Origin of the sequence: Brucepastera parasyntrophica, from assembly GCF_022376835.1 — a bacterium.
In the GTDB taxonomy this organism is placed as follows: Bacteria; Spirochaetota; Spirochaetia; order Treponematales; family Treponemataceae; genus Brucepastera; species Brucepastera parasyntrophica.
Genome location: NZ_CP084606.1, coordinates 1899249 through 1920678, shown reverse-complemented (window position 1 = coordinate 1920678; position 21430 = coordinate 1899249). Strand labels below are relative to the sequence as shown.

17 protein-coding genes and 1 pseudogene are annotated in these 21430 nt (G+C 47.7%); 10 read left to right on the top strand and 8 right to left on the bottom strand.

All coding sequences use genetic code 11. The annotated features are described in order from the left end of the window. The first annotated feature begins 42 nt into the window (after positions 1 to 42). Together K7I13_RS09175 and K7I13_RS09170 are read left to right on the top strand one after the other, a co-directional pair. Positions 43 to 1902, top strand: coding sequence for a heavy metal translocating P-type ATPase (locus K7I13_RS09175; protein WP_255944965.1), 1860 nt, complete (start codon positions 43 to 45; stop codon positions 1900 to 1902). Beyond that, positions 1899 to 2078 carry a hypothetical protein gene (locus K7I13_RS09170; protein ID WP_255944964.1) on the top strand — a complete coding sequence of 60 codons (180 nt, stop codon included), beginning with the start codon at positions 1899 to 1901 and terminating at the stop codon, positions 2076 to 2078. The genes K7I13_RS09175 and K7I13_RS09170 overlap by 4 nt, the downstream gene beginning before the upstream one ends. Before the next feature lie 49 nt (positions 2079 to 2127). Here the strand turns inward: K7I13_RS09170 and recQ are convergent, their stop codons facing one another. Further along, positions 2128 to 3957 carry a DNA helicase RecQ gene (gene recQ / locus K7I13_RS09165; RefSeq protein ID WP_255949282.1) on the bottom strand — a complete coding sequence of 610 codons (1830 nt, stop codon included), beginning with the start codon at positions 3955 to 3957 and terminating at the stop codon, positions 2128 to 2130. Positions 3958 to 3968: 11 nt separating this feature from the next. Next, positions 3969 to 5576: a peptide chain release factor 3 gene (locus K7I13_RS09160; protein WP_255944963.1), complete on the bottom strand. Its 1608-nt coding sequence runs from the start codon at positions 5574 to 5576 to the stop codon at positions 3969 to 3971. Positions 5577 to 5953: 377 nt separating this feature from the next. On the opposite strand from K7I13_RS09160, the gene K7I13_RS09155 reads away from it, so the two are divergent. From K7I13_RS09155 to K7I13_RS09130, 7 genes are all read left to right on the top strand, one after another. Continuing rightward, entirely contained in the window at positions 5954 to 7198 is a 1245-nt protein-coding gene (locus tag K7I13_RS09155; RefSeq protein ID WP_255944962.1) for a YARHG domain-containing protein, read from the top strand. Between the two features lie 332 nt (positions 7199 to 7530). Further along, positions 7531 to 8196: a ZIP family metal transporter gene (locus K7I13_RS09150; protein WP_500789606.1), complete on the top strand. Its 666-nt coding sequence runs from the start codon at positions 7531 to 7533 to the stop codon at positions 8194 to 8196. Continuing rightward, a complete protein-coding gene (locus K7I13_RS15985; RefSeq protein WP_500789605.1) occupies positions 8124 to 8345 on the top strand; it encodes a ZIP family metal transporter in 222 nt (73 codons plus the stop codon). Before K7I13_RS09150 ends, K7I13_RS15985 begins: the two co-directional genes overlap by 73 nt. A gap of 275 nt (positions 8346 to 8620) precedes the next feature. Continuing rightward, complete coding sequence (yidC, locus tag K7I13_RS09145; protein WP_255944961.1) at positions 8621 to 9892, top strand: membrane protein insertase YidC; 1272 nt, start codon at positions 8621 to 8623, stop codon at positions 9890 to 9892. 119 nt (positions 9893 to 10011) lie between these two features. Continuing rightward, complete coding sequence (locus K7I13_RS09140) at positions 10012 to 11283, top strand: alkaline phosphatase family protein (RefSeq protein WP_255944960.1); 1272 nt, start codon at positions 10012 to 10014, stop codon at positions 11281 to 11283. Next, positions 11276 to 12589 carry a CDP-glycerol glycerophosphotransferase family protein gene (locus K7I13_RS09135; RefSeq protein WP_255944959.1) on the top strand — a complete coding sequence of 438 codons (1314 nt, stop codon included), beginning with the start codon at positions 11276 to 11278 and terminating at the stop codon, positions 12587 to 12589. Before K7I13_RS09140 ends, K7I13_RS09135 begins: the two co-directional genes overlap by 8 nt. A gap of 402 nt (positions 12590 to 12991) precedes the next feature. Next, positions 12992 to 13222 (top strand): hypothetical protein, encoded by a 231-nt coding sequence (locus K7I13_RS09130; RefSeq protein ID WP_255944958.1) that lies wholly within the window; start codon positions 12992 to 12994, stop codon positions 13220 to 13222. A gap of 72 nt (positions 13223 to 13294) precedes the next feature. On the opposite strand, the pseudogene pheT reads toward K7I13_RS09130, so the two are convergent. Both pheT and pheS read right to left on the bottom strand, forming a co-directional pair. Beyond that, positions 13295 to 15012, bottom strand: a pseudogene (gene pheT, locus K7I13_RS09125) (phenylalanine--tRNA ligase subunit beta). 54 nt (positions 15013 to 15066) lie between these two features. After that, positions 15067 to 16623, bottom strand: coding sequence for a phenylalanine--tRNA ligase subunit alpha (pheS, locus tag K7I13_RS09120; protein WP_255944957.1), 1557 nt, complete (start codon positions 16621 to 16623; stop codon positions 15067 to 15069). A 445-nt stretch (positions 16624 to 17068) separates the two neighbouring features. On the opposite strand from pheS, the gene K7I13_RS09115 reads away from it, so the two are divergent. Continuing rightward, positions 17069 to 17389, top strand: coding sequence for a DUF4143 domain-containing protein (locus K7I13_RS09115; RefSeq protein WP_255944956.1), 321 nt, complete (start codon positions 17069 to 17071; stop codon positions 17387 to 17389). A 133-nt stretch (positions 17390 to 17522) separates the two neighbouring features. Here K7I13_RS09115 and K7I13_RS09110 read toward each other — a convergent pair whose 3' ends face one another. The 4 genes from K7I13_RS09110 to K7I13_RS09095 all read right to left on the bottom strand — a co-directional run bounded on the left by K7I13_RS09110 (position 17523) and on the right by K7I13_RS09095 (position 21422). Then, complete coding sequence (locus K7I13_RS09110; protein WP_255944955.1) at positions 17523 to 17936, bottom strand: hypothetical protein; 414 nt, start codon at positions 17934 to 17936, stop codon at positions 17523 to 17525. 539 nt (positions 17937 to 18475) lie between these two features. Further along, a complete protein-coding gene (locus K7I13_RS09105) occupies positions 18476 to 19165 on the bottom strand; it encodes a hypothetical protein (protein WP_255944954.1) in 690 nt (229 codons plus the stop codon). Beyond that, positions 19162 to 19791, bottom strand: coding sequence for a rhomboid family intramembrane serine protease (locus K7I13_RS09100; RefSeq protein WP_255949280.1), 630 nt, complete (start codon positions 19789 to 19791; stop codon positions 19162 to 19164). Before K7I13_RS09100 ends, K7I13_RS09105 begins: the two co-directional genes overlap by 4 nt. A gap of 8 nt (positions 19792 to 19799) precedes the next feature. Then, complete coding sequence (locus K7I13_RS09095) at positions 19800 to 21422, bottom strand: alpha-glucosidase (RefSeq protein ID WP_255944953.1); 1623 nt, start codon at positions 21420 to 21422, stop codon at positions 19800 to 19802. Between the last annotated feature and the right edge of the window lie 8 nt (positions 21423 to 21430).

Sequence of the window (21430 nt, the reverse complement as noted above, 5' to 3'; positions counted from 1 at the left end):
ATATTCAGGTAATATACGAATTTTTTCAAAGGAGAACCCTTTTTGATAAATTTTTTGAAAGATGATCAAAAGCGGACTATTTTATTCCTGTGTATTTCCGCCGTATCGCTCATCGTCAGTTTTTTTAACCCTGGCCGCATGCCCTTCGATGCGGCGTGGGCAGCTATTCTTCTCTGCGGAATCCCGATTATTACAGGCGCTATTGCCGGGCTTGTCACCGAGTTTGATATTAAGGCGGATGTCCTTGTGTCCATTGCCCTGATCGCCTCTGTAATTATCGGAGAAACTTTTGCCGCCGGCGAAGTCGCCTTTATCATGACAATCGGCGCGTATCTGGAAGAACGCACCGTGGCAAAAGCGCGGGCAGGGATAGAAAAACTGGTCCGCCTGACTCCGGCAACAGCCAGGGTTATCCGTAATGGAACTGAAAATATAATTTCCGCTGAACAGGTACAGGTTGGGGATATTGTCCGGGTTCTGGCCGGGGAAACTATTGCTGTCGATGGGATTATCATTAAAGGGCAGACTTCCGTTGACCAGTCCGTAATGACCGGGGAATCGCTTCCTGTTGATAAAAGTGAAGGCGATGAAGTCCAGAGCGGCACAGTCAACCAATTCGGCACCTTTGATATGGAGGCAAAAAAGGTCGGTGAAGACAGTTCCCTGCAAAGAATGATACGCCTGGTGGAATCGGCTGACGCCGGAAAGGCAAAAATTGTAGGCATCGCCGACCGCTGGGCCACATGGATTGTCGTGATTGCTCTTACCGCGGCGGGAATTACCTGGTTTGTCACCGGGGAAGTAATCCGGGCGGTTACGATTCTGGTTGTCTTCTGTCCCTGCGCGCTGGTACTTGCAACTCCTACGGCAATCATGGCGGGAATAGGCAACGCCGCAAAATTCGGCATTCTTGTGAGTCAGGGAGACGCCCTGGAACGGCTGGCGACGGTCCGGCGGATTGCCTTTGACAAGACAGGGACCCTTACCTACGGCAAACCGTCGGTGGTAAGGATAGAAAGCTGTGAACCGTCCATCAGCAAAGATGCCTTACTTGGAATAACCGCAACGGCGGAATTACACTCGGAACATCCATTGGGAAAAGCCATCACAACCCATTACAGGGAAGCCTTTGGCAAGAATCCCCAGGAACCGGAGTCGTTCCGTTTGCTGCCGGGCCGCGGAGTAAACGCGGTTACCGGGGGAACGGAAATCTTTGCCGGAAACGAAGCTCTTGTCAGCGACCTCAGCCTGACTATTCCCGAATCCCTCGCGGAAACCGCAGAAGAAGTAAGGGAGGACGGCAGTATTGTAATCTATATCATGGACAGGGAGCGCGTTCTCGGATTAATCGCGCTTTCCGACACGCTCCGTCCCAACGCGGCCCAAACCATCAAAGAAATCCGGGCGACAGGCATCAGCACGGTCCTTCTCACCGGAGACGCTCCGCAGGCGGCCAATCATATTGCCGCGATCACGGGAATCAATGAAGTTGAATCCGGCTGCCTTCCCGAGGATAAATTAATGGCTATCCGGCATTATCAGGAGAATGAAGAAGCGATTTGCATGGTAGGCGACGGTATCAATGACGCGCCCGCCCTCAAAACCGCAAGGGTCGGGATTGCCATGGGCGGAATCGGAAGTGACATTGCCATCGAAGCGGCGGATATTGTGCTTGTGAGTGATGATATCAAGGAAATTCCCCATCTTATACTGCTGTCAAAAAAAGTCATGCGTACTATCAATATAAATCTTGCCGCGGCTATGACGCTTAATTTTGCCGCGATCGCCCTGGCGATTACCGGTATACTCAATCCCGTAGTAGGGGCGCTGGTGCATAACGTCGGTTCGGTAGCGGTTATTATCAATTCATCATTATTATTGCATTGGAGGAAAAAGTCATGAAGGAATGGTTATTGTTCTGTATGTTTTTAATTGCCGGGATCGGTCTGCTGATTGCCGGAATTATGTTTATGCGGAAGGACAAGGGAGACAGGGAATCAATGAAAATTTACAGCACATTTGCCGTCATCGGCGGAATAATAACCGCCGGCGCGATTGTCTACAGATTCCTGGTATGATTATTCTGTAGCGGCGGCCTGCGCATTTCCGGACGGACAAAAAACCTGTCTATTCCGACAGGACCCGCTTCACAGTCTGGGTTATGAAATCACCGTAGCGTTCGGCCTTTACCTCACCTATTCCGTATATATCGAGCAAAGCGGACCGGCTAACCGGTTCTCTTGCGGCAATATGTTCTATTGTTTTATCGGAAAAAATGACATAGGGAGGGACAGAAGATTCCTTTGCCAGACGGCGGCGGAGGTCCTTCAGCTCGGAGGAAATCCGCCTGAAGCGGTCCGGGTTTTGAAAACTGATATGCCCATCCATTTCCCCTGCTTTTTTCTTCTTTACAGAACCGGCGGCGCCGGAAGCGGCAAAAGGCAGGTCAACAGGGGAGCGTTCTTTTAAAACATTACGGCCCGCCTGCGACAGGGTGAGAACATTATAATCTTCACTTTTGCGGAGATACTCATTTTCCACAAGAAGCCGTATAATTTCAAACCAGTCTTCCTTCGGCATATCCCTGCCGATTCCCCAGACAGGCAGTTTGTTATGTCCGTTGTCCACTATCCGTTTTTGTCCGGAACCGAGCAGAATATCAATAATATAGGCGGCGCCGAACCTTTCACCCGTGCGGATGATACAGGACAGGATTTTCTGTACGGGAATGGTCATGTCAGTTTCGGGAGAAGGTCCCTGCCGGCAGATATCGCAGCAGTCTGTTTTTTCCGATACCGGCCCGTGTTCAGGCAGTTTTTCACCGAAATATTCAAGCAGTATTTTCCGTCTGCAGATACGGCTTCCCGCAAAATCCGTCATGGCCTTTAAATGTATTTCAGCTTTCCGGAACTCGTCAGGCGGTTTCTGTTCAATAAAAAACCTTATTTTACGGGTGTCGCCGTAACTGTACAGTAACAGCGCGTAAGCCGGCTCACCGTCCCTTCCGGCGCGGCCCACTTCCTGATAATACTGTTCAAGGCTTTTCGGCAAATCGAAATGAATAACGAATCTGACATTCGGTTTATTGATCCCCATTCCAAAGGCAACTGTGGCTATCATGATTTGAACGTCATCCTGAATAAACTGCGCCTGATTTGCCGTCCGCTCTTCATCGCTTAATCCGGCGTGATACGGCAGCGCGGAAATACGCCGGCCCCGCAGTTCGGCGGTCAGGCTGTCAACCTGCTTCCGTGAAAAACAGTATATAATCCCGCTTTCACCCTGATGGTCTTCAAGGAATTCGAGAACCTGTGCAAGGGGCTTTTGCCGGGGCTTCACATCAAGAAAAATATTGGTCCGGTTAAAGCTCGCCGTAAAAACAGCGGGAGACTCCATTTTGAGCGTTTTTTTAATGTCCGCACAAACCTGGGGCGTGGCCGTAGCCGTAAGCGCCAGACAGACCGCGTCCGGAAAAAGTTCGCGGATTTCCGCGATTCTTCTGTATTCCGGCCGGAAGTCATGGCCCCATTCGGAAATACAGTGGGCTTCATCAATTGCTATACAATCTACCCTGACGGAAAACAGCAGTTCCTGCAGACGGTTTGTCATCAGGGTTTCCGGCGCGGCAAAAAGAAGTTTTATTTTTCCGCTTCTTACATGGGCCATATTGCTGCGGTAGGTCTCCCAGTCAAGGGCGCTGTTTAAAAACAGGGCCTCGACACCGGCAAGAGCGAGCGCCGAAACCTGGTCCTGCATAAGGGCGATCAGGGGAGAGACGACCACCGTCAGCCCGGGAAACAGAAGAGCGGGGATTTGATAACAGACCGATTTTCCGCCGCCGGTCGGCATAACCGCAAGCGTGTCCCGTTTTTCCAGAATCCCTTCAATTATTTCCTCCTGAAGCGGGCGGAAAGAATCATATCCGAACACGGTTTTCAGTATTTTTCGCGGGGCCATGTTTGCAGTATTCAATTCTGTCTCCGGGGCTCCGTCATTTCCGATGTGACAAAAAACTGTATGCCGGGATTTTTTTCCTGCACCCGGTTTAAACTCCATTCCGAGTCCGTAACATAAATATGGGTCCCCCTGATATCAGTCAGAATGCGTCTAGAATTTGCGTCAATAAAATTCTGCAGGATATGCTTATCGGCCGCAGTAATCCAGCGGGCTATTGTCACATCAACCGGTTCATATTTACAGTCGGCGGCGTATTCATTCTGGAGACGCGACTGGAGGACTTCAAGCTGAAGCTGTCCTACTACGCCCAGAATGCGGACATTGGGCTGGTGCAGTTTTGAGAATATCTGGACGACCCCTTCTTCCGCAAGCTGGTTCAGCCCCTTGTGAAACTGCTTTTCTTTCAGCGGGTCGGCGTTCATAATCGAACGGAAAATCTGGGGAGCGAAGCTGGGAATTCCCTTAAAGTTTATCCCTTCGCCTTCGGTCAGCGTGTCCCCTATTTTAAATGTTCCCGTATCATGCAGGCCGATAATGTCTCCGGGCCAGGCTTCATCTATTATTTCACGGTCCTGGGACATAAAAGCGGTCGGGTTTGCAGCCCGGAAAGACTTGCCGCTTCTCACATGGTAATACATTTTATTCCGTTCAAACGTACCGGATACGATCCGCAGAAAGGCGATTCTGTCACGGTGGCGGGGATTCATGTTTGCGTGAATCTTGAAAACAAAACCGGTAAACTTTGGTTCTTCAGGGATAATTTCCCGTTCATCGGATTCCTTCGGGGTCGGATAGGGGGCGATGCTGATCAGATTATCAAGAAGCTCCCTTACCCCGAAATTATTCAGCGCGGAACCAAAAAACACAGGCGTTACGGTTCCGTGCATATACTCTTCCCTGTCAAACGGAGGATATACTCCGGATATTATTTCCACATCCTCCCTCAGTCTGTTCGCCAGGGAAGTTCCGACAGACTGATCAAGAACAGGATCTGAAAGGCCGTTAATTGAAATAGTATCGGAGGGGAGCTGTTCCTGTCCGGGCCTGAACAGATAAATCCTGTTTTCAGGAATGTTCAGCACCCCTTTGAATGCCCGGCCCTGTCCTATAGGCCAGCTCACCGGACAAACCCGGACACCCAGTTCCTTTTCAACCTCATCAAGAAGTTCTATAGGGTCCTTGCCCTCACGGTCAAGTTTATTGATAAAAGTCGTAATGGGGGTATTCCGCATCCGGCAAACCGCGCAGAGCTGCCTGGTGCGTTCCTCGACCCCTTTTACGGAATCAATAACCATAAGAGCGCTGTCAACTGCCGATAACCCCCGGTACGTGTCCTCGGAAAAATCAGCGTGTCCCGGAGTGTCAAGCAGATTGATTTTTCTGTTTTTGTATTCGAAGCCCATTACGGAAGTACTGATGGAAATCCCCCTGTCCTGTTCCATCTTCATAAAGTCGGAAACGGTTGTCCTGCCGGTCTTCCCGCTTTTTACCGCTCCGGCAATATGGATGGCGCCGCCGAACAGAAGGAGCTTTTCGGTGATAGTAGTTTTCCCCGCGTCGGGGTGTGAAACAATGGCAAAGGTAAGCCTCTTGTGAATTTCAGTACTTAGTTCAGTCATAATTATTCCAGAATACAGGGGAGACGGGGGCTCAATCAATAGGGTCCCTGCCGTTCCACTGTTCCTGTATCTTATCATAATTAAAGAAGTTTTTTGCCATTTTTAAAATACCGGCCGGAATGTATGCAAAAAAAGAATTGCTGCAAATCGTTCGGGAGCAGCCTGCCGGTGAATACAGCTGCGCGCCGGAGGATTTCACGGGAGCGAAAAATATTATAACAGAACAGGAACAGAACGCTTTTTTGTTGCTGTTCCTGTGATATAGTGTGACTATAAAAACAGTATATGGCACTGCGCATTATATGAAGTAATACAGCTGAATGCTGCCCGGTGTTTCCGTCTGATTCTGTTGCAAACTATAAGCTGAAGAGGTTTGAATGAATATTAAAACAGCATTTAAATGGATTTTCCTATTGTTTTCCCTGTCAGTGGGCAATAGCCAGGATTTTACGGCAATAGAAAGAATCGCCGTAATAGACGGCTATATATGTAAAGATCCTGGACAAGGACGGTTTCCTGGCCCCAATGTACTGATAGTAAATGAATTGATGCAGACTATCGAGATACCGCAGGGAACTACTACAAACAGCGTTATCATCAGGATAAAAGAAGACGGTTCTTTTATCCTGGCGCAGTCAACACATCGGAAAACCGATGAAGGTTTTTTTGTTCCTCTGTCCCGATGGAAGATAGGGGCGTCTTCAATTTTTATTGTTATTCTGGAAGGTGAAAAAAGAATAGCCTATATTAATTCAACAGAAATGACTTTAGGGATATCCTTTATCCTCAAAGCTGATGACCGGTATATTGTTTTCTTTATTGATAAAAACGGACATCCTTGTGCGGTAGATACCAATGGGTTCCGGTACAAAGGGAAAGATGTCCCAGCTCTGCTGGAAAACTGTGATCCCGAAAAATACCTGGAAAGCCAGCTGCGCGCCCGTGAACTGAAAATGGAACGAAAATTCCTCGCCGGCGAAGCGCTGATCTGGGGCCGGACATATTACGGGAAAGTAGAGTCATTAACGAGTCTCTGGAACAAAATGGTATACCTGACTACTGGAACACCCCTACAATACGATTTGCAGGGAAACGGGTATCAGGCAAATTTCAGATATAAAAGTATCAACCTTCCCTCCTCAATCTGGATTCTTGATCCTGGAGGTAGACACCTCGAGAAAATAGACATAGTCCCACATTCAAGAATATTGGATGAATATGAATCCGGACGGCTGTTTTCCGCTTCCTGGTATGTGGGCTTTGGCGGCAATATCTATTACTTCGTAAGCGGAGATGAATTTACCGAAGTGTTCCGCATCCGGCGGACCTGGGGAACGCCCGATATGTACGCGCTGGCCATAAACGGCTACACGGAAGATACGTATGGGGAGTATGTAAAAAAGGTGCTTCCTGAAATGTCCGCTGAAGAACTGCGGCTGCTGAGGAATTATCTGTATGCGATATACGGGTATGAATTCAGGGATGCAACGCTTGCCGCGTTTTTTGAAAAACAGGTCTGGTATGAACGGAAAGCGGGCGTCGGTTCTGAAGGTATCGCATTATCCGAAAGCCGGCAGCGGCTGCTGGAACTGGTCCGGACGGAAGAACAAACCCGGCGGTAAAAAAGCGATCCTGCCTGGGCGCGAAGTCATGAGCGCCGCGTAAAAACTGCGGGACGCTTGCGGGTAAATCCGTTACCTTCAGCCGATACGATGGGCTATCGTATATATGTGGTACAGAGAGTTGTTTTGAATATCACAAGTGTATAGCTGCTATACACTTTCTTTTGTACTCTTTTGAAATCCCCGGGAAAATTTTCCGGGGGTATCGATAAGGGTAATAGTTCTGATTGTTTCAAATATACGATGGCTGATACGATGAGCGATCGTATCAGCGGTATCAAAGGCCGGGGGTATCTCTTGCCTTTCAGCAAAACACGGTTTATATTCAAGATATGACCCAAGCTCTGCAAAATCCCATCTTTCTCGCTCTCCTCGCGTCCCTGTTTACCTGGGGAATGACCGCTCTCGGCGGCGCGATGGTTTTTTTCTTCAAAACAATTAACCAGCGTATTCTCAATATGATGCTCGGCTTTGCTTCCGGAGTTATGATCGCGGCCAGTTTCTGGTCACTGATAGCGCCGGCCATTGAACTTGCCGAAGGGGCCGGAGGCCCTCCAGCGTGGCTTGTTGCGGCTATCGGTTTTGTCGCGGGCGCCGGGTTTTTATGGCTTGCGGACCGGCTCATGCCTCATATACATTTCAGCAGCAAGGCCGGCGAAGAAGAAGGAATTCATACAAATCTGCGCAGGAGTATCCTGCTCGTTTTTTCAATAACACTGCATAATATTCCGGAAGGACTTGCGGTCGGCGTTGCCTTCGGCGCGCTGAGCGGCACAATTACAATGGAAACAGCCATGCCTGCTCTCGCTGTTGCTCTCGGAATTGGCATCCAGAATTTTCCGGAAGGCGCCGCCGTTTCAATTCCGCTGCGCAGGGAAGGTCTTTCCCGGGGAAAAGTTTCTTTTACGGACAGGCCTCCGGCCTTGTGGAACCCGTGGCAGCCATTCTCGGGGCCCTTCTGGTCTCCTTTGTTAAACCCATTCTCCCTTACGCGCTGACCTTTGCGGCGGGAGCAATGATTTATGTTGTTGTGGAAGAGCTTATCCCCGCCGCGCAGGAAGGAGACCACAGAAGCACCGATCTTTCGGCAATAGGCACAATCATCGGTTTTACCGCAATGATGATTCTTGATGTGGCGCTCGGATAATTGCAGTCCTGATCTGTTCCTGTCAGGCTAAAAAACCTCATTTATACCTTTATATATTATAATCCTGTCCGGCCGGAAAATGCTCACTGATTTTCCGGCTATGATTTATTATCTGCAAGAAAAGCCCTGTCTCCCCGCCGGTGAAACCCGGAAATGGCTTCTGATCTATATTCATGTTTTTTCCGCAATTACCCGTTTCTTCCCTGACAAACCATTCAAAGTATTATAAAGTACCTTCATAAATAACCAAGTTTAAAATAAAAAAAGGAGCCTGTATGTCTTTTCCCGATATATTATACACCCTTTTTATCTGGCCGATCCGGGCGTTAACCGAATTTCTGTTTGTCGCGTTTCATGTGGCGTTCAATGATAATGCGGGCATGGCTATTATTTTTCTGAGCATTGTGATTAACTCGCTTTTGCTGCCCATTTATTCAGTCGCGGACAGATGGCAGAAAGAAGAGCGGGATTTGCAGAATCTTATGAGCAAAAAGCTTGCCGACATAAAGGCTGTCTTCAGAGGCGACGAACGCCAGATGATGATCAGTACCTATTACCGGCAAATGGGGTACACACCCTTCAATGCCCTCAAATCGAGCATGGGCCTGCTGCTCCAAATACCCTTTTTTATTGCAGCTTACCAGTTTCTTTCGCATACCGCGACCCTGAACGGCGCGTCCTTTTTCATCTTGAAAAATCTAGGAAAACCGGACGGCTTGATCAGCCTGGGAAATTTCAGCATTAACGTCCTGCCAATACTGATGACCGCGGTCAATATCTGTTCATCGTTTGTGTATACAAAGAATCTGGGCAGGCGGGAGCGGATCCAGCTTCTGGTTGTTTCCCTTGTATTTCTTGTGCTGCTGTATAATTCCCCATCCGGGCTTGTTTTATACTGGACAGCAAACAATATTTTTTCCCTCGGCAAAAATATCGCGGCAGCGAAATTGAAACATCCTGCCCGTGCCCTGCAGATACTCAGCACGGTGTGTGCGGTTCTTGTAATTTTTGCCGCGCTTTCCGGAATCACCCCGCTGAAAAAAATATACAAATATGCCCTGGTTGCGGTGGGACTTCTGGTTATTGCGGCTCCCTTTGCGTGGAAAGGACTGACTGCTCTCGGGAAAAAATCAAAAGCCCCGGATAAAGACAATACTATCCTGTTTTTTTCATCCTGCGCGGTTATGTGCCTGCTTCTCGGACTTCTCGTTCCCGCCCAGGTGACAGCGGCATCACCTGCTGAGTTCGACACCCCCTGGCTGGACATTTTCAGGACTTTTCTGCAGAGCATAGCAGCGACCATTCTGGTGCCGTTGCTGATATGGTGTTTTGCCGGCAAAACAGTGAGGAAAATTATTGCTCCCGTTTTTTCCGGTCTTTGTGTTCTGGGACTGATTTGTTTCTTTATGCTCAGCTCTTCATATGGAACCATGACGCGCGGGTTTATGTTTGAAAACCCGCAGCGCCTCAGGACCGCGTTTTCCGCAGGCACAAATATACTGGCCCTTTTGGCCGCGGTTCTGATCCCCTGCCTTTTTATTTTCTGAACAGATACCGTATTCTTTCCACTGTCTTTCAGGCCGCCTGCTTTGCGGTCCTGGTTTCCGGAATTGTAAATATTGTTTCAATCAATTCGGCGCAGCGCGAAATCGAGCAGGCCGAAACTATGTTGCAGAATTCAAAGGCGGAAGGAATCTTTAAATATACAACAACAGGAAAAAACACGGCCATTATTTTTCTTGATAAGGGTATCAGCATCGCTTTGCACAGAGCTCTTGAGGAGATGCCTGAGCTTTCCGAAAACCTTGACGGTTTTGTCTGGTATCCCGAAACGCTCTCGTTCGGGGATGTTACGATTATCGGGGTCCCGTCTTTTATGGGCGGCTATGAGTATTCACCGTGGAAAATTAATGCGCGGGAAGATGGGCTTCTCACAGATAAAATAAATGAAGCCCTTACCCTGCTCCCCAGAATATTCGGGGAATCAGGACACCGTGTGGCGATCACTGATCCGAGTCTGGCTAATTTGCGCTGGATCCCTGACATATCAATTTATGATGATATTGAAAATGTAACAGCGAAAAATTTAAAAGGATATTATACGCACCGGTTTAAAAAAGAATTTCCGTCCGAGAGTGAAAAAGCTATCGAGTCATTTGATTTCGATATTTTATTCCGCTACGGCCTTTTCAGGGTTGTATTACCCAAATTGAGATACGCCGTATATTATAACGGAGGCTGGTGGCGTGACGGGCGTTCGAACAGTTATGAACGCGCGCTTGATGTTTTTCCCAATCTGTATTATCTGAAAGATTTATGCCTGGTCGATGACGGTTCAGACACGCTGAATATTTTTATGAATGAAACCACTCATGAAGAAGGGGCTTATACCGCGGACCTGATTCCTGTTTCGGGACAGATTCAGTACAGCAAAGAAGAAATTGAAAAATTCGGGTCCTATGGAAATGTTTCATATATGTACGCGTTCCTTGCCGCGATGAAGTCAATAACTGTCTGGATCGATTATTTAAAGGATATGGATGTATATGATAACACCCGGATTATAATTGTTTCCGACCATGGCGGAACCTTCCGGAACTCACTGTTTGAGGAAGAAAGAATGGAGCGGTATAATCCTCTCCTGATAGTCAAGGATCGGGACACTCGCGGACCGCTTGCAGTTTCAGACGAGTTTATGACAAATGCGGATGTTCCGACCTTTGTGGTCCGGGATATTCCCGATCCCGTTAATCCGTACCTTGGACTCCCGATAAACTCTGAAGAAAAAAACGGTCCGCTATTTATTTACAAAGCGCCCGGCTCGCAAAACAGGCACGGCCCGGCAAACTTCACGCTTGGTAAAGCCCGGCCTCTTCTTGGTCATGATATTTTCAGGACTTCTTCCTGGGGTGAATGGGAGGATGTAGAAAATGATTAAACTCATCTGCGCGGGGATTATGATTACTTTTCCCGCATTGCCGGCGTTCTGCTATATTGATCCGGGAACGGGAAGTATGCTTTTTTCGTTTTTGACGGGAATCGCGGTAACGCTTTTTTTCTTTATGAAAAATCTGGTGATTAAAATAAAAACGGGATCTTATTCCGGAAGGTCAAAAGCAAAACAGGCAAAGCGCCATTCCATAGTTATATATTCGGAAGGAAAACAGTATTGGAATGTGTTTGCGCCGGTTCTCAGGGAATTGGACGCGAGAAAAATTCCCTGTGTGTATTATACCAGCGGAGAAGATGACCCGGGCCTGGCTTTTGAGGCGCCTCTGATCCACCGGGAATTTATAGGAAAGGGAAATACCGCATACCGGTTCCTCAATTTTCTCGAAGCCGATATCTGCCTTATGACAACCCCGGGACTGGATGTACTCCAGCTCAAGCGGTCGCCTGGCGTTTCCCATTACGCGCATATCCTGCACGCGGTAGTCGATACCGGCCTGTACCGCCTTTTCAGCTTTGATTATTTTGATTCCGTTTTTCTCACCGGGGAACACCAGATTGCCGGGATCCGGGAACTGGAAAAGAAACGGGGCCTTGCCGGAAAATCCCTGCCGGTAATCGGCTGTACTTATCTGGATGTTCTGCAGGAACATATTGCGGCTCTTCCTGCGAAGGAAAATATAAAAACGGTCCTTGTTGCCCCGTCTTGGGGACAGAATGGCATACTCAAACGTTACGGACTGGCCCTTCTCGAACCGCTTGCGCAGTCTTCCTATAATCTCATTATACGGCCGCACCCGCAGAGCATGATTTCGGAAACTGATACGGTCGAAACCCTGAAACAGGCTCTTTCCGGGTACCGGAATGTGGAATGGAATTTCGCCGCGGAAAACCTTGCGGCGCTTTCCCGTTCAGATATTCTTATTTCAGATTTTTCAGGTGTGATTTTTGATTACGTTTTTCTGTTTAACCGGCCCGTTCTTTACACCCGGTTCGAATTCGATAAACGCCCCTATGATCTTTCCGATCTTGATGAAGAAGCGTGGACCTTCCGCGCCATACGCGAAATCGGAACCCCCATTGAAGAAGAATCTTTTGCAGGTATCGAAACTGTTCTCGACGCAGCAATTGCCCGCTTAAAAACAGACGCAGCGATCGACCGGTTAAAAGCACAGGCATATATGTTCCGGGGAGAGGCCGGGAAAAATGCGGTACAGGAAGTCTGCAAAATAAGGGATACATTACAGGCAGCATCCCCGGAAACAGAAAAAAAGGAAGCCGGGACAGCCACCTGACCGGCTCCGGAAATACTTTTGCAAAGAGCATCTGAAGATTTTACCGCATTTTTACAAATCTGACAAATTATGTCAAAGTGTTTGACAAAACAATACAAATTCTCTATCCTTGATACATTGATTATTTCTTAAGGAGAAACACATGAAAAAGGTATTGGCGATTGTCACTGCGGTACTGGTGCTCGGGGAGCGCTTACTGCACAGACAGCGGAAACGGGAAGTTCAAACGATATTTCCCTGTTCGGTTTCGAAATCGGAGCCGGTGTTGCGTACGAATTCTCAAACAAGGAATTTGTTCCCACCCAGACGTTCTCGATCATTTACGCGTTCAACAGTCTGATCCAGGCGGGAGCAACATTTATTACACAGCCGAATGATGTATATTCATTATTCAGAATGGCAGTGTATCCCATTAACAACCTGAGTATTAACCTTCTGTTCGGAGCTTTTACGCCGGCGGGTCCTGTAGAACTTGCGTGCGGTCTTGGCGTCGGATATGCGGTATTCACCAACAGTGTTGGCCCGCTGAAAACATCATTCAATGTTAATATTCAGTATATGTTTACAAGCGATACAAAACCCATTGCTGAAGGCGATTTCAGTTTAAATCTGGGAGTTAAACTCGGATTCTAACATATCCCTGTTAAAAATAAAGGCTGAATTAAACCTGGTTTAATTCAGCCTTTTGCATTTTAAATCCGCCTGCTATTTTTCAAGGAGAATTTCAAGATCAATTTCTCCCGCGACACAGGGGGTCGTTATTGTCCAGTTTTCAAGTACCTGGGGGTGAAGTTCGCCGAAAATTCCCGCGCGCCTGCCGTTTACCAGAACAGCGGCCTGCCTGCCGGTAATAAAGCGAGGGTCATCCGTTTCCTCAACAACATATTCATGATTCAGATAATACAGCAGATTCGCGACCTGACTGGCAGCCTCATTAAAATTGGCGTCCGAGGAAGCGGTGAGGAAACCAAGACTCTGTCTTGTCAGGGTCCCGGTCACTTCTTCTTTTGCGGGAAAAGCTATTTTCCCGATTTCGAATATACGGTGGGGGTACACGGCATTACCCGACTGGGCCTCGGCCCCGAGCAGACAGGGTATAATAGAGGAGCGGACATACTGGTAGTTTTCCGTCATGGGATTTGAAATTTCGATAACGCCGCCTGCGTCTATATTCATCCGGGTTATAAAATCCTTGCCGGAACCCAGGTAATTGAATATCATTTCCTGATATCCCATACCTATCATCAGATTCTTTGCTTTGCGGCTGAAAACGGTGAGCGGCGAAAGTCTGCCTATGGTAAACGACTTCGGCGTTTCCGATTTAAAAAATGATATTTCCTTGCCTATCATCACATCCTCGATGATATCCGTTTCATGCAGAAAGTCGTTCCTGTATTCAGGGGGCAGGACTGTTATATCATCTCCGGAAATTGTAACACCACAGCCCATGCGTTCAAGCGCTTCCCGTATCCCATCAGCGGAAAGAGCGGAACCCAGCAGTTTGTTAACAGCGCTTGCGGTAGTCTTTGTCGGCTGCTGAAAATAAAAAGGAGTTGTTACTGTTTTTCCGAATCCTGTTTCATAGGGATGTTCAATACGGCAGGGCAAAATTTCATAGCCGGCGTCGGCAAAATCACAGGCCACAATGCTTGTCGCAAGCAGAAGAGAGGGCATATCGGTCCCGGTCATTTCAACCAGCAGATTCGCGTCTCCCACCTTTACCGCACCCAGCGTTGCGCTGTTGATAATAGGGGCCATGGACATAACTTCGTCTTTTGCGTCAATAAGCAGAGGATATTTTTTGGCGTCTTTCAGGATCCAGCCATATTCCTTTCCTTTTGGATGTTCGCTTAAAATACTGCGGCAGGTCATTTTTTCTTCAAAGGCAAGCGGAACAAAACTTGTCGTATCAGGGTCAATTGCCTTGTAATACACTGGCCATTCAATATTCGCGGACCGGTAAATACCCATGGAGATTGAACGGCGTTTTCTTCCGAAATTCCAGCACAGCTTTTCCTGGGTCTGGATTATGTCCAGCAGCATGGGTTCATCAATCGGTTTCCCGGAAATAACAAAGGCTGTCATAAACGGGCGGATGTCTTTGAGCTCCGCGTCAACCTTTACAATCCGGTTTCCGGCGTCCTGCGTTTTTTCAGGACCGGAAAAAATCCGGCATAGTTATTTTTTTTGCCGCCGGCGTGGAGCCGTAACTGCCGCGCGATACCGGCGGTTGACCACAGGTCAGGCCGGTTTGTGTCATTCAGTTCTATTTTTATTGTCCGTTCATCTTCAGGAAACGAGAGGTCCGGCTTTTCATCGAGTTCGGCTTTTCCGCACGGAAGCCGGTCTTCCAGCTCTTCATATGAATATTTTTTTCCCAGCAAATTGAAAAACAGCTTTTCATTGACATCTATTTTTGGCATCCCATAACTCCCTTAATAACTCCGCGGCCCTGTTTCTTTTTCATTGTCCGCATATCAATACTCCGCCCGGCGCAGCCGTACGGCTTCAATATCGGAACTGAACAGTTCCCGCAAATCATTCAGGCCAAGCGCCATGAGGGCCATGCGGTCAATACCGATTCCCCAGGCTATAACAGGAACAGTAACGCCCATCGGGCGTGTAACTTCCGGACGGAAAATCCCGGCCCCGCCCAGCTCAAACCAGCCAAGGACAGGATGTTTTATATGAACTTCAACAGACGGTTCCGTAAACGGAAAATATCCCGGAACATATTTTACATCGGTAGCGCCCGCGACCTCTACAGCAAACATTTCCAGAAAGCCGAGCAGGGTCCGCAGATTGACCTCTTCTCCCAGGACAATGCCTTCAGTCTGGTAAAAATCGGAAAGATGGGTCGCGTCAACCTTGTCATAACGGAAACAGCGGGCAATCCCAAAGTATTTTCCCGGTATTTTTGCCTTCGCCAGCTGATGGGCGGAAAGCACGGTCCCCTGGCTCCGCAAAATAAGGCGTTTGGTAAATTCCCGGTCAAACTGGTAATTCCAGCCCCGGCTGCCTGTATCGCCGCCATTTTCATGAGCCGCCGCTACATTGGACAGAAAAGGTTCTTCTATTTCTTTTGCCTTTGTCGGTTCCTTAAGATAATATACGTCATGAATATCCCTCGCCGCATGGAACTGGGGCATAAACAGAGCGTCTGAATTCCAGAATTCCGTTTCAACAAGAGGACCGTCAAATTCCTCAAAACCAAGCGAGCAGAGTTTGTCTTTTACACTTTCAAGAAAACTGACATAGGGATTGGTCCGGCCCGGAATAACCCGCGGCGGTGGAATGGCAATATTGTATCCCCGGAAAGCACCATCCTTCCATTTTCCTGATTTGAGCAGTTCGGGAGTAATTGACCCTATTTCTTCTCCCGTAAGCCCGGCGGCATCAAGGGCTTTTTTTACGTCAGCGGCCCCTGAAGTCAGGGTATATACAACAGTTTCCCGCTCAATAATCCGGAAAGGAGCGTCGGCGGCACCGCGTTTTTTCGCGAGAGTACCAATGACGGCCTGTTCTTCCTCGGTCAGTTTTTTCTGATCAAGGAGACCGGTTTCCTGTGCGGAAGCCTGTTTCAGTAAATCACGGACGGCTGCTGTGCGTCCGCTTTTCGGCTCACCTGCATAAACTGCCTTTTTATTTTCATCCATTTTTACGGCGGCCTCTTTAGCAAGCATGCCGTAGGCTGATCCCACATCCTTATTATCCAGACGCAGCGCCGAAGCAATTTCCGGAAGCGTATGGGCCCCTTTTTCCTTCAGAAAAAGCAGGATTCTGTCTTCGGGTGTTCCTTCCGCGGAATATATTTTTCCCAGTTCAGTCAGTTCATAAAACACCTGCGGTTCCCGGCGGACTTCTTCGACCAGGCCCTTGCCGGAAAGCCATGAAAAAGCCTGGTTCGCATGACCGGCCTTATAATTCAGTTCTTTTTCCAGTTTATCCGCGGTAAGTTCAGCTCCGGGCGCAAAAGCCCTCAGCACACGGATTTCAAGCGGATGCAGATTTTTAATAATAGATTGTACGTCCATATCAGAACCCCACTTAGCAGTATAGCCTCCCCTCTAACGCGAGGAAATCTTTCATTTCTCTGAATTGTTCCGGAAGACTCTTGGTATTTGTTATATCATTTTCTCCGGGTCGCAGTAAAGGGGCGGGATGAGGGTGAAAATGTGTAAATCAAAACGGCACAAAATGATATTGAAATATTCAAGGTATGCCGCCTACCGTATTATGGGTTATTTCAAACTCTCTCCAACATTATTGGATTGTTCTTTATTGAAATTATAATCTAATATTTTAGCTAAGTTTTCTGCAAACCAATCCGGACGGATATTGCACTATGTTACCATTGCCGAAATCTGCGGCAAGGATGTAAAAACAGGCCCGGCCTGATTAATCTGTACCGGAATCAAGCAGGCGGGTGTTCCTGCTGGAGCCTTACTACAATAATTTCAACAAACGGTTAATGGAATTATGCAGAGACATATTTTTGAAAGTTTCGTTTTTGCTGAGGTCTTAAAAAGCTATTATAATGACGGTATTGTAAAACCGCCGCTTTACTACTATCGCGACAAGGATAAGAACGAAATTGACCTCCTGATTGAGGACGGTGACACACTGCATCCCGTAGAAATCAAGACCTCAAGCGATCCCACAAAATCCATGGTTTCCGCCTTTCACGTTCTTGACAAAATTCCGAACAAAAAGATTGGGGATGGAGCGGTGATTTGCCTGGTGAAAGAGCAACTGCCGCTTACCGATAAGGTATGGATTATGCCCGTAAATTTGATTTGATTGTATCTTGTTTAAGATAGGTCATTTGATTGTTTCGGCTACTATCGGTATCAATCCTTCTGAACCGATATTCATTCATTGGACAAGAATCAATTTAGTAATTCATCAGCTGAACTGGATGAAAGCTGGATAACTACTTTTTTACAATTACTTGAATATACGGCCATGGGTTCAGAGCTTCAAACTCATCAGAAACAGCAGTTCCCTTCGTATTATAAATAGTAAGTTTGGAATAACGATCAACTCCCGGACACCAATACATTTGTCCTTTACCATGCGTCAGAGAAGTCCCAAAGTAAGTGTGCGGAGAACCAAATCCATAGAATGTTCCCGCCGGAAAATTTGTATTGCTGTAATTGAAGATAAACCAATCATTAGGCCCTAAAGAAGCCATACTTTTTCCTAAAGCATTGTGCAGATATGTTTCTACAACAGCTTCAGAAGGTAATCTTCGATCCACAGGTGGTGAGGTCTCAATGCCCAGGAAACTCAAGCACCCGGTAAATACCAGCAGTACAATTAATGACAGAAATACAAGTTTTTTCATGGCTCCTCCTGCATAGAATTATTTTTTATAAAAAAATACCGATCATATTTCGGTTTGCTGTCCCGTTTATCAAGCAGGCAGCCATATTCCCGCTGTCCTGTTTCGGGGGACCAATCTCTTGCGTTACCTGGATGTACAGCTTGTTTTCCTGCTTTGCCGCGACGAGCCTCCGTTCCATAAATGCTTTTCGTTAAAGATATCGCAGAACTCTGCTCTGCGGAGGCTCCTTTTACATATTATATCGCAAAACAAGGAAAAACAAAGGAGTTTTTATGGTTATAACCGGTGAAATATCTGCCCTTGTGACATCTTTTCTAAAAAACAGAAAAACTTGACAAGCCGCTAAGTTATTATAGTAGCATGGGGTTAACAATATATCATTAAGGCAGTCGTACCACGAAGACCTTTCGTGGTACGCGAGTGAAGGGAATCGAACCCTCAATACAAGCTTGGGACCTTGAGGCGCTGGTGCTGAGAAGCATGCTGGTTCAAGTCCAGTTCGCCGCAAAAGTCAGATTTTTCGCGAATGTGATAGTTTTTCAGAAAACCCTGTACGGGACAATTTCCTTAATATTTATAAGAACATTTATGTCGGCGACAAAATTTCCGCCGCTGAGGTATAGCCGAGGATTGTCCTTAATGAGTATTTCCCCTGTTATTTCCTTTGGTTTGTTTTTTTCCAGTTTTCGCGCGTGTTCCCGGACAGCGTTCAGAACAGCCTGGCTGTAGGCGGTACGGATTCCGTTGGTTTCGTCGAGGCGGCTTCCAACACCGCGGCCCTTCCCGTTTTTAAATAACACGGAATTCCAGTATTTATTCCAGTATCCGCTTGCTTCATCAAAAGTGAATTCGGCCCAGCTGTTCAGTCTCGGGTAGGCAGGCGTTATTCCGGTCAGTTTGAATCTGGGGTCGCCCCGGGGAATTTCCTGAATCGGTTCCATGGAAAAGTATTCTTCCACGTTCCGGACTTTGTCGCTCGGCGTATATGTAAATTTCCAGCCATAAACCATTCCCGACATCACAAACCGGGCGACGCTGTCCAGCTCTCTGATCGGAAGCAGTTTTTCCCGGGAATCTTCCCCGGTTTCTTCTTCGGAACCGGCCGGCATGATTCCGGGAACAGGTTCAAGGTATACCCATATAGGCGCGCGGAGAACCCGGGGAGCTTCTTCAGCAAACAGGCATATACAGAAAACAATAAAAAAACAGAACGCTGTTTTTCTTTTCATCTTCTACCGAACCACACCTTTAAGGGATTTACCCCGAAACGCACCAGACAATAAATCCAGGCAATTGCGAAACCTATCAGGTGTGTACTGTGCGCGACGCCCTGGTTCCTTCCTGAAACCATATAAAATGTTTCTATCGCAGCGTAGCCTATAATAAGCAGAGGCGCGGGAACAGGAATAATCCACCACAGATAAATAGTTGATCTCGGAAAAAAGACAGCGTACATCAGGAGGATGGCAAAGACAGCCCCGGAAGCGCCCATCAGCATCACCTTCATGGTACCGGTCGCCAGATAGATTATCAGGGAAAACAGGCCGCAAAGCGTTCCCGAAAGCAGATACACCAGTAAAAATTCCTTCGACCCTATCCTGCGCTCAAGTGTAAAGCCGAAAAAGAACAGTCCTATCATGTTGGAAAGTAAATGCCCCATTCCGCCGTGAACAAATTGATAGGTAAAAATCTGCCAGTACCAGTGATATTTTGTTACAAGGACCGGATTCAGGGAAAGATAAGCGACAAAATTATCATTCCATTCGGTCAGCAAAAAAACAGCCAGATTGATTCCAATAAGGATAAAAGTTGTATTCCAGTTTGCATACCTGAAAGGTTTGCGCAATATTGACATATTCATACTTATATTTTTACCAGCAAAGCCTCATATGGAGCAAGCTCCAGACGGCCGGCGGGCAGCTTTTCCTGTTCACCGCGGAAATTACCTAACACGACCTGTACGTCAACAGGCAGTCCGACTCTTTTTTTTCTGTTTGAAAAATTCAGATAACATTCTATCAAACCGGTTTCACCGGCACGGCGGAAGGCGAGTACGGAGTTTTTCCCCTTCTTTATAAACGAAAACCTTCCTGTCCGCAGCTCTTCATGGGTTTTGCGTATCGCGAGAAGTTTCCGGTACCAGTGCCACAAAGACCCCGGATCAGCCTGCTGTTTTTCCGCGTTCACTTCCCTGTAATTTTTATGGATGGGAAGCCAGGGAAGGACACCGCTTTCAGTAAAACCGGCGTTTTCCGCGGAAGACCACTGCATGGGGGTCCGCTGTCCGTCCCGCCCGAGCGGAAGAGGCCAGAAGGTCTTTCCGCTTGGGTCGGACATTTCAGAATGCGGAACACGGACATTTTTCATGCCTATCTCCTCTCCATAATACATAAACGGCGTCCCGCGCAGCGTAAGCAGGAGCATTGCTATAATCTGCATGCGGGCAAGCTGGTGGTCCTCGTTCCTCACCCCGAACCGGGTCGCGTGCCTCGGCTGGTCATGATTGCTGAACGTAAAATTCGGCCAGCCTGACCCGGGCAGCGCGGCATACCAGCGGGCAATAGTTTTCGCGAAAACACGCGCGCTCCACCGGATATACAGCATCTCCATGTTAAACGCCAAATGGAGCTCATCGTTACCATTTCCCTGATAAGAAGCGGCTATTTCCACGTCGCGGACAAAAATTTCCCCGACAAGGACCCTGCTGCCGTCATAGGAATCCGTAAGGCCCCGGATTTCCCGGCAAATATCATGGGTTTCCGGCTGGTTCCGGTCATAAATGTGTTTCTGGAAAATATCGGGATTAACCCTCCAGGAAAAAGGATTTGAACGGAGTTTTTCATCCTTGATATACCAATTCACCACGTCCATCCGGAACCCGTCAACATGCAAATCAAGCCAGAACCGTATTACATCGTACATCGCGTTTTTAAGGTCAGGGTTCCGCCAGTTTACCTCCGGCTGGTGTTGGGTAAAGGTACCAAGAAACCATTCATCCGTTGCATCATTGTCCCGCCAGGCATTTGTCAGCTCAAACATACCTATCCAGTTATTCGGTTTTGGCCGGGGTTTCCCCGTTTCCCGGTCTGTTCTGGGCTGCCAGATATACCAGTCATGCTTCGGATTGTCGGGGGAAGATCTCGCTTCAACAAACCAGGGATGCTGGTCTGAAGTATGGTTAATTACCAAATCAAAAATTACTTTCAGGCCTCGCTTGTGAATTTCTTCTATCAGCAAAGTAACATCCTGCATTGTCCCGAATATGCGGTCAATATCGCAATAATCGCTGATATCATAACCGAAATCGTCCATAGGAGACTTGAAAAAGGGAGAAATCCACAGGGCGTCAATGCCAAGCGATACCAGATAGTCAAGTTTTGAAATAATGCCGGGTATATCGCCGATACCGTCATTGCCGGAATCTTTAAAGCTCCGCGGATAAATTTGATAAAAAACGGCTGTCTGCCACCAGGGGATTGTTTTCATGACTGATT

What these genes read in the sequence shown, in the direction of transcription:
- K7I13_RS09170 (WP_255944964.1), top strand. Translation starts at nt 1,899, where the DNA reads ATGAAGGAATGGTTATTGTTCTGTATGTTTTTAATTGCCGGGATCGGT.
- recQ (WP_255949282.1), bottom strand. Translation starts at nt 3,957, where the DNA reads ATGGCCCCGCGAAAAATACTGAAAACCGTGTTCGGATATGATTCTTTC.
- K7I13_RS09160 (WP_255944963.1), bottom strand. Translation starts at nt 5,576, where the DNA reads ATGACTGAACTAAGTACTGAAATTCACAAGAGGCTTACCTTTGCCATT.
- K7I13_RS09155 (WP_255944962.1), top strand. Translation starts at nt 5,954, where the DNA reads ATGAATATTAAAACAGCATTTAAATGGATTTTCCTATTGTTTTCCCTG.
- K7I13_RS09150 (WP_500789606.1), top strand. Translation starts at nt 7,531, where the DNA reads ATGACCCAAGCTCTGCAAAATCCCATCTTTCTCGCTCTCCTCGCGTCC.
- yidC (WP_255944961.1), top strand. Translation starts at nt 8,621, where the DNA reads ATGTCTTTTCCCGATATATTATACACCCTTTTTATCTGGCCGATCCGG.
- K7I13_RS09140 (WP_255944960.1), top strand. Translation starts at nt 10,012, where the DNA reads ATGTTGCAGAATTCAAAGGCGGAAGGAATCTTTAAATATACAACAACA.
- K7I13_RS09135 (WP_255944959.1), top strand. Translation starts at nt 11,276, where the DNA reads ATGATTAAACTCATCTGCGCGGGGATTATGATTACTTTTCCCGCATTG.
- pheS (WP_255944957.1), bottom strand. Translation starts at nt 16,623, where the DNA reads ATGGACGTACAATCTATTATTAAAAATCTGCATCCGCTTGAAATCCGT.
- K7I13_RS09115 (WP_255944956.1), top strand. Translation starts at nt 17,069, where the DNA reads ATGCAGAGACATATTTTTGAAAGTTTCGTTTTTGCTGAGGTCTTAAAA.
- K7I13_RS09110 (WP_255944955.1), bottom strand. Translation starts at nt 17,936, where the DNA reads ATGAAAAAACTTGTATTTCTGTCATTAATTGTACTGCTGGTATTTACC.
- K7I13_RS09105 (WP_255944954.1), bottom strand. Translation starts at nt 19,165, where the DNA reads ATGAAAAGAAAAACAGCGTTCTGTTTTTTTATTGTTTTCTGTATATGC.
- K7I13_RS09100 (WP_255949280.1), bottom strand. Translation starts at nt 19,791, where the DNA reads ATGTCAATATTGCGCAAACCTTTCAGGTATGCAAACTGGAATACAACT.
- K7I13_RS09095 (WP_255944953.1), bottom strand. Translation starts at nt 21,422, where the DNA reads ATGAAAACAATCCCCTGGTGGCAGACAGCCGTTTTTTATCAAATTTAT.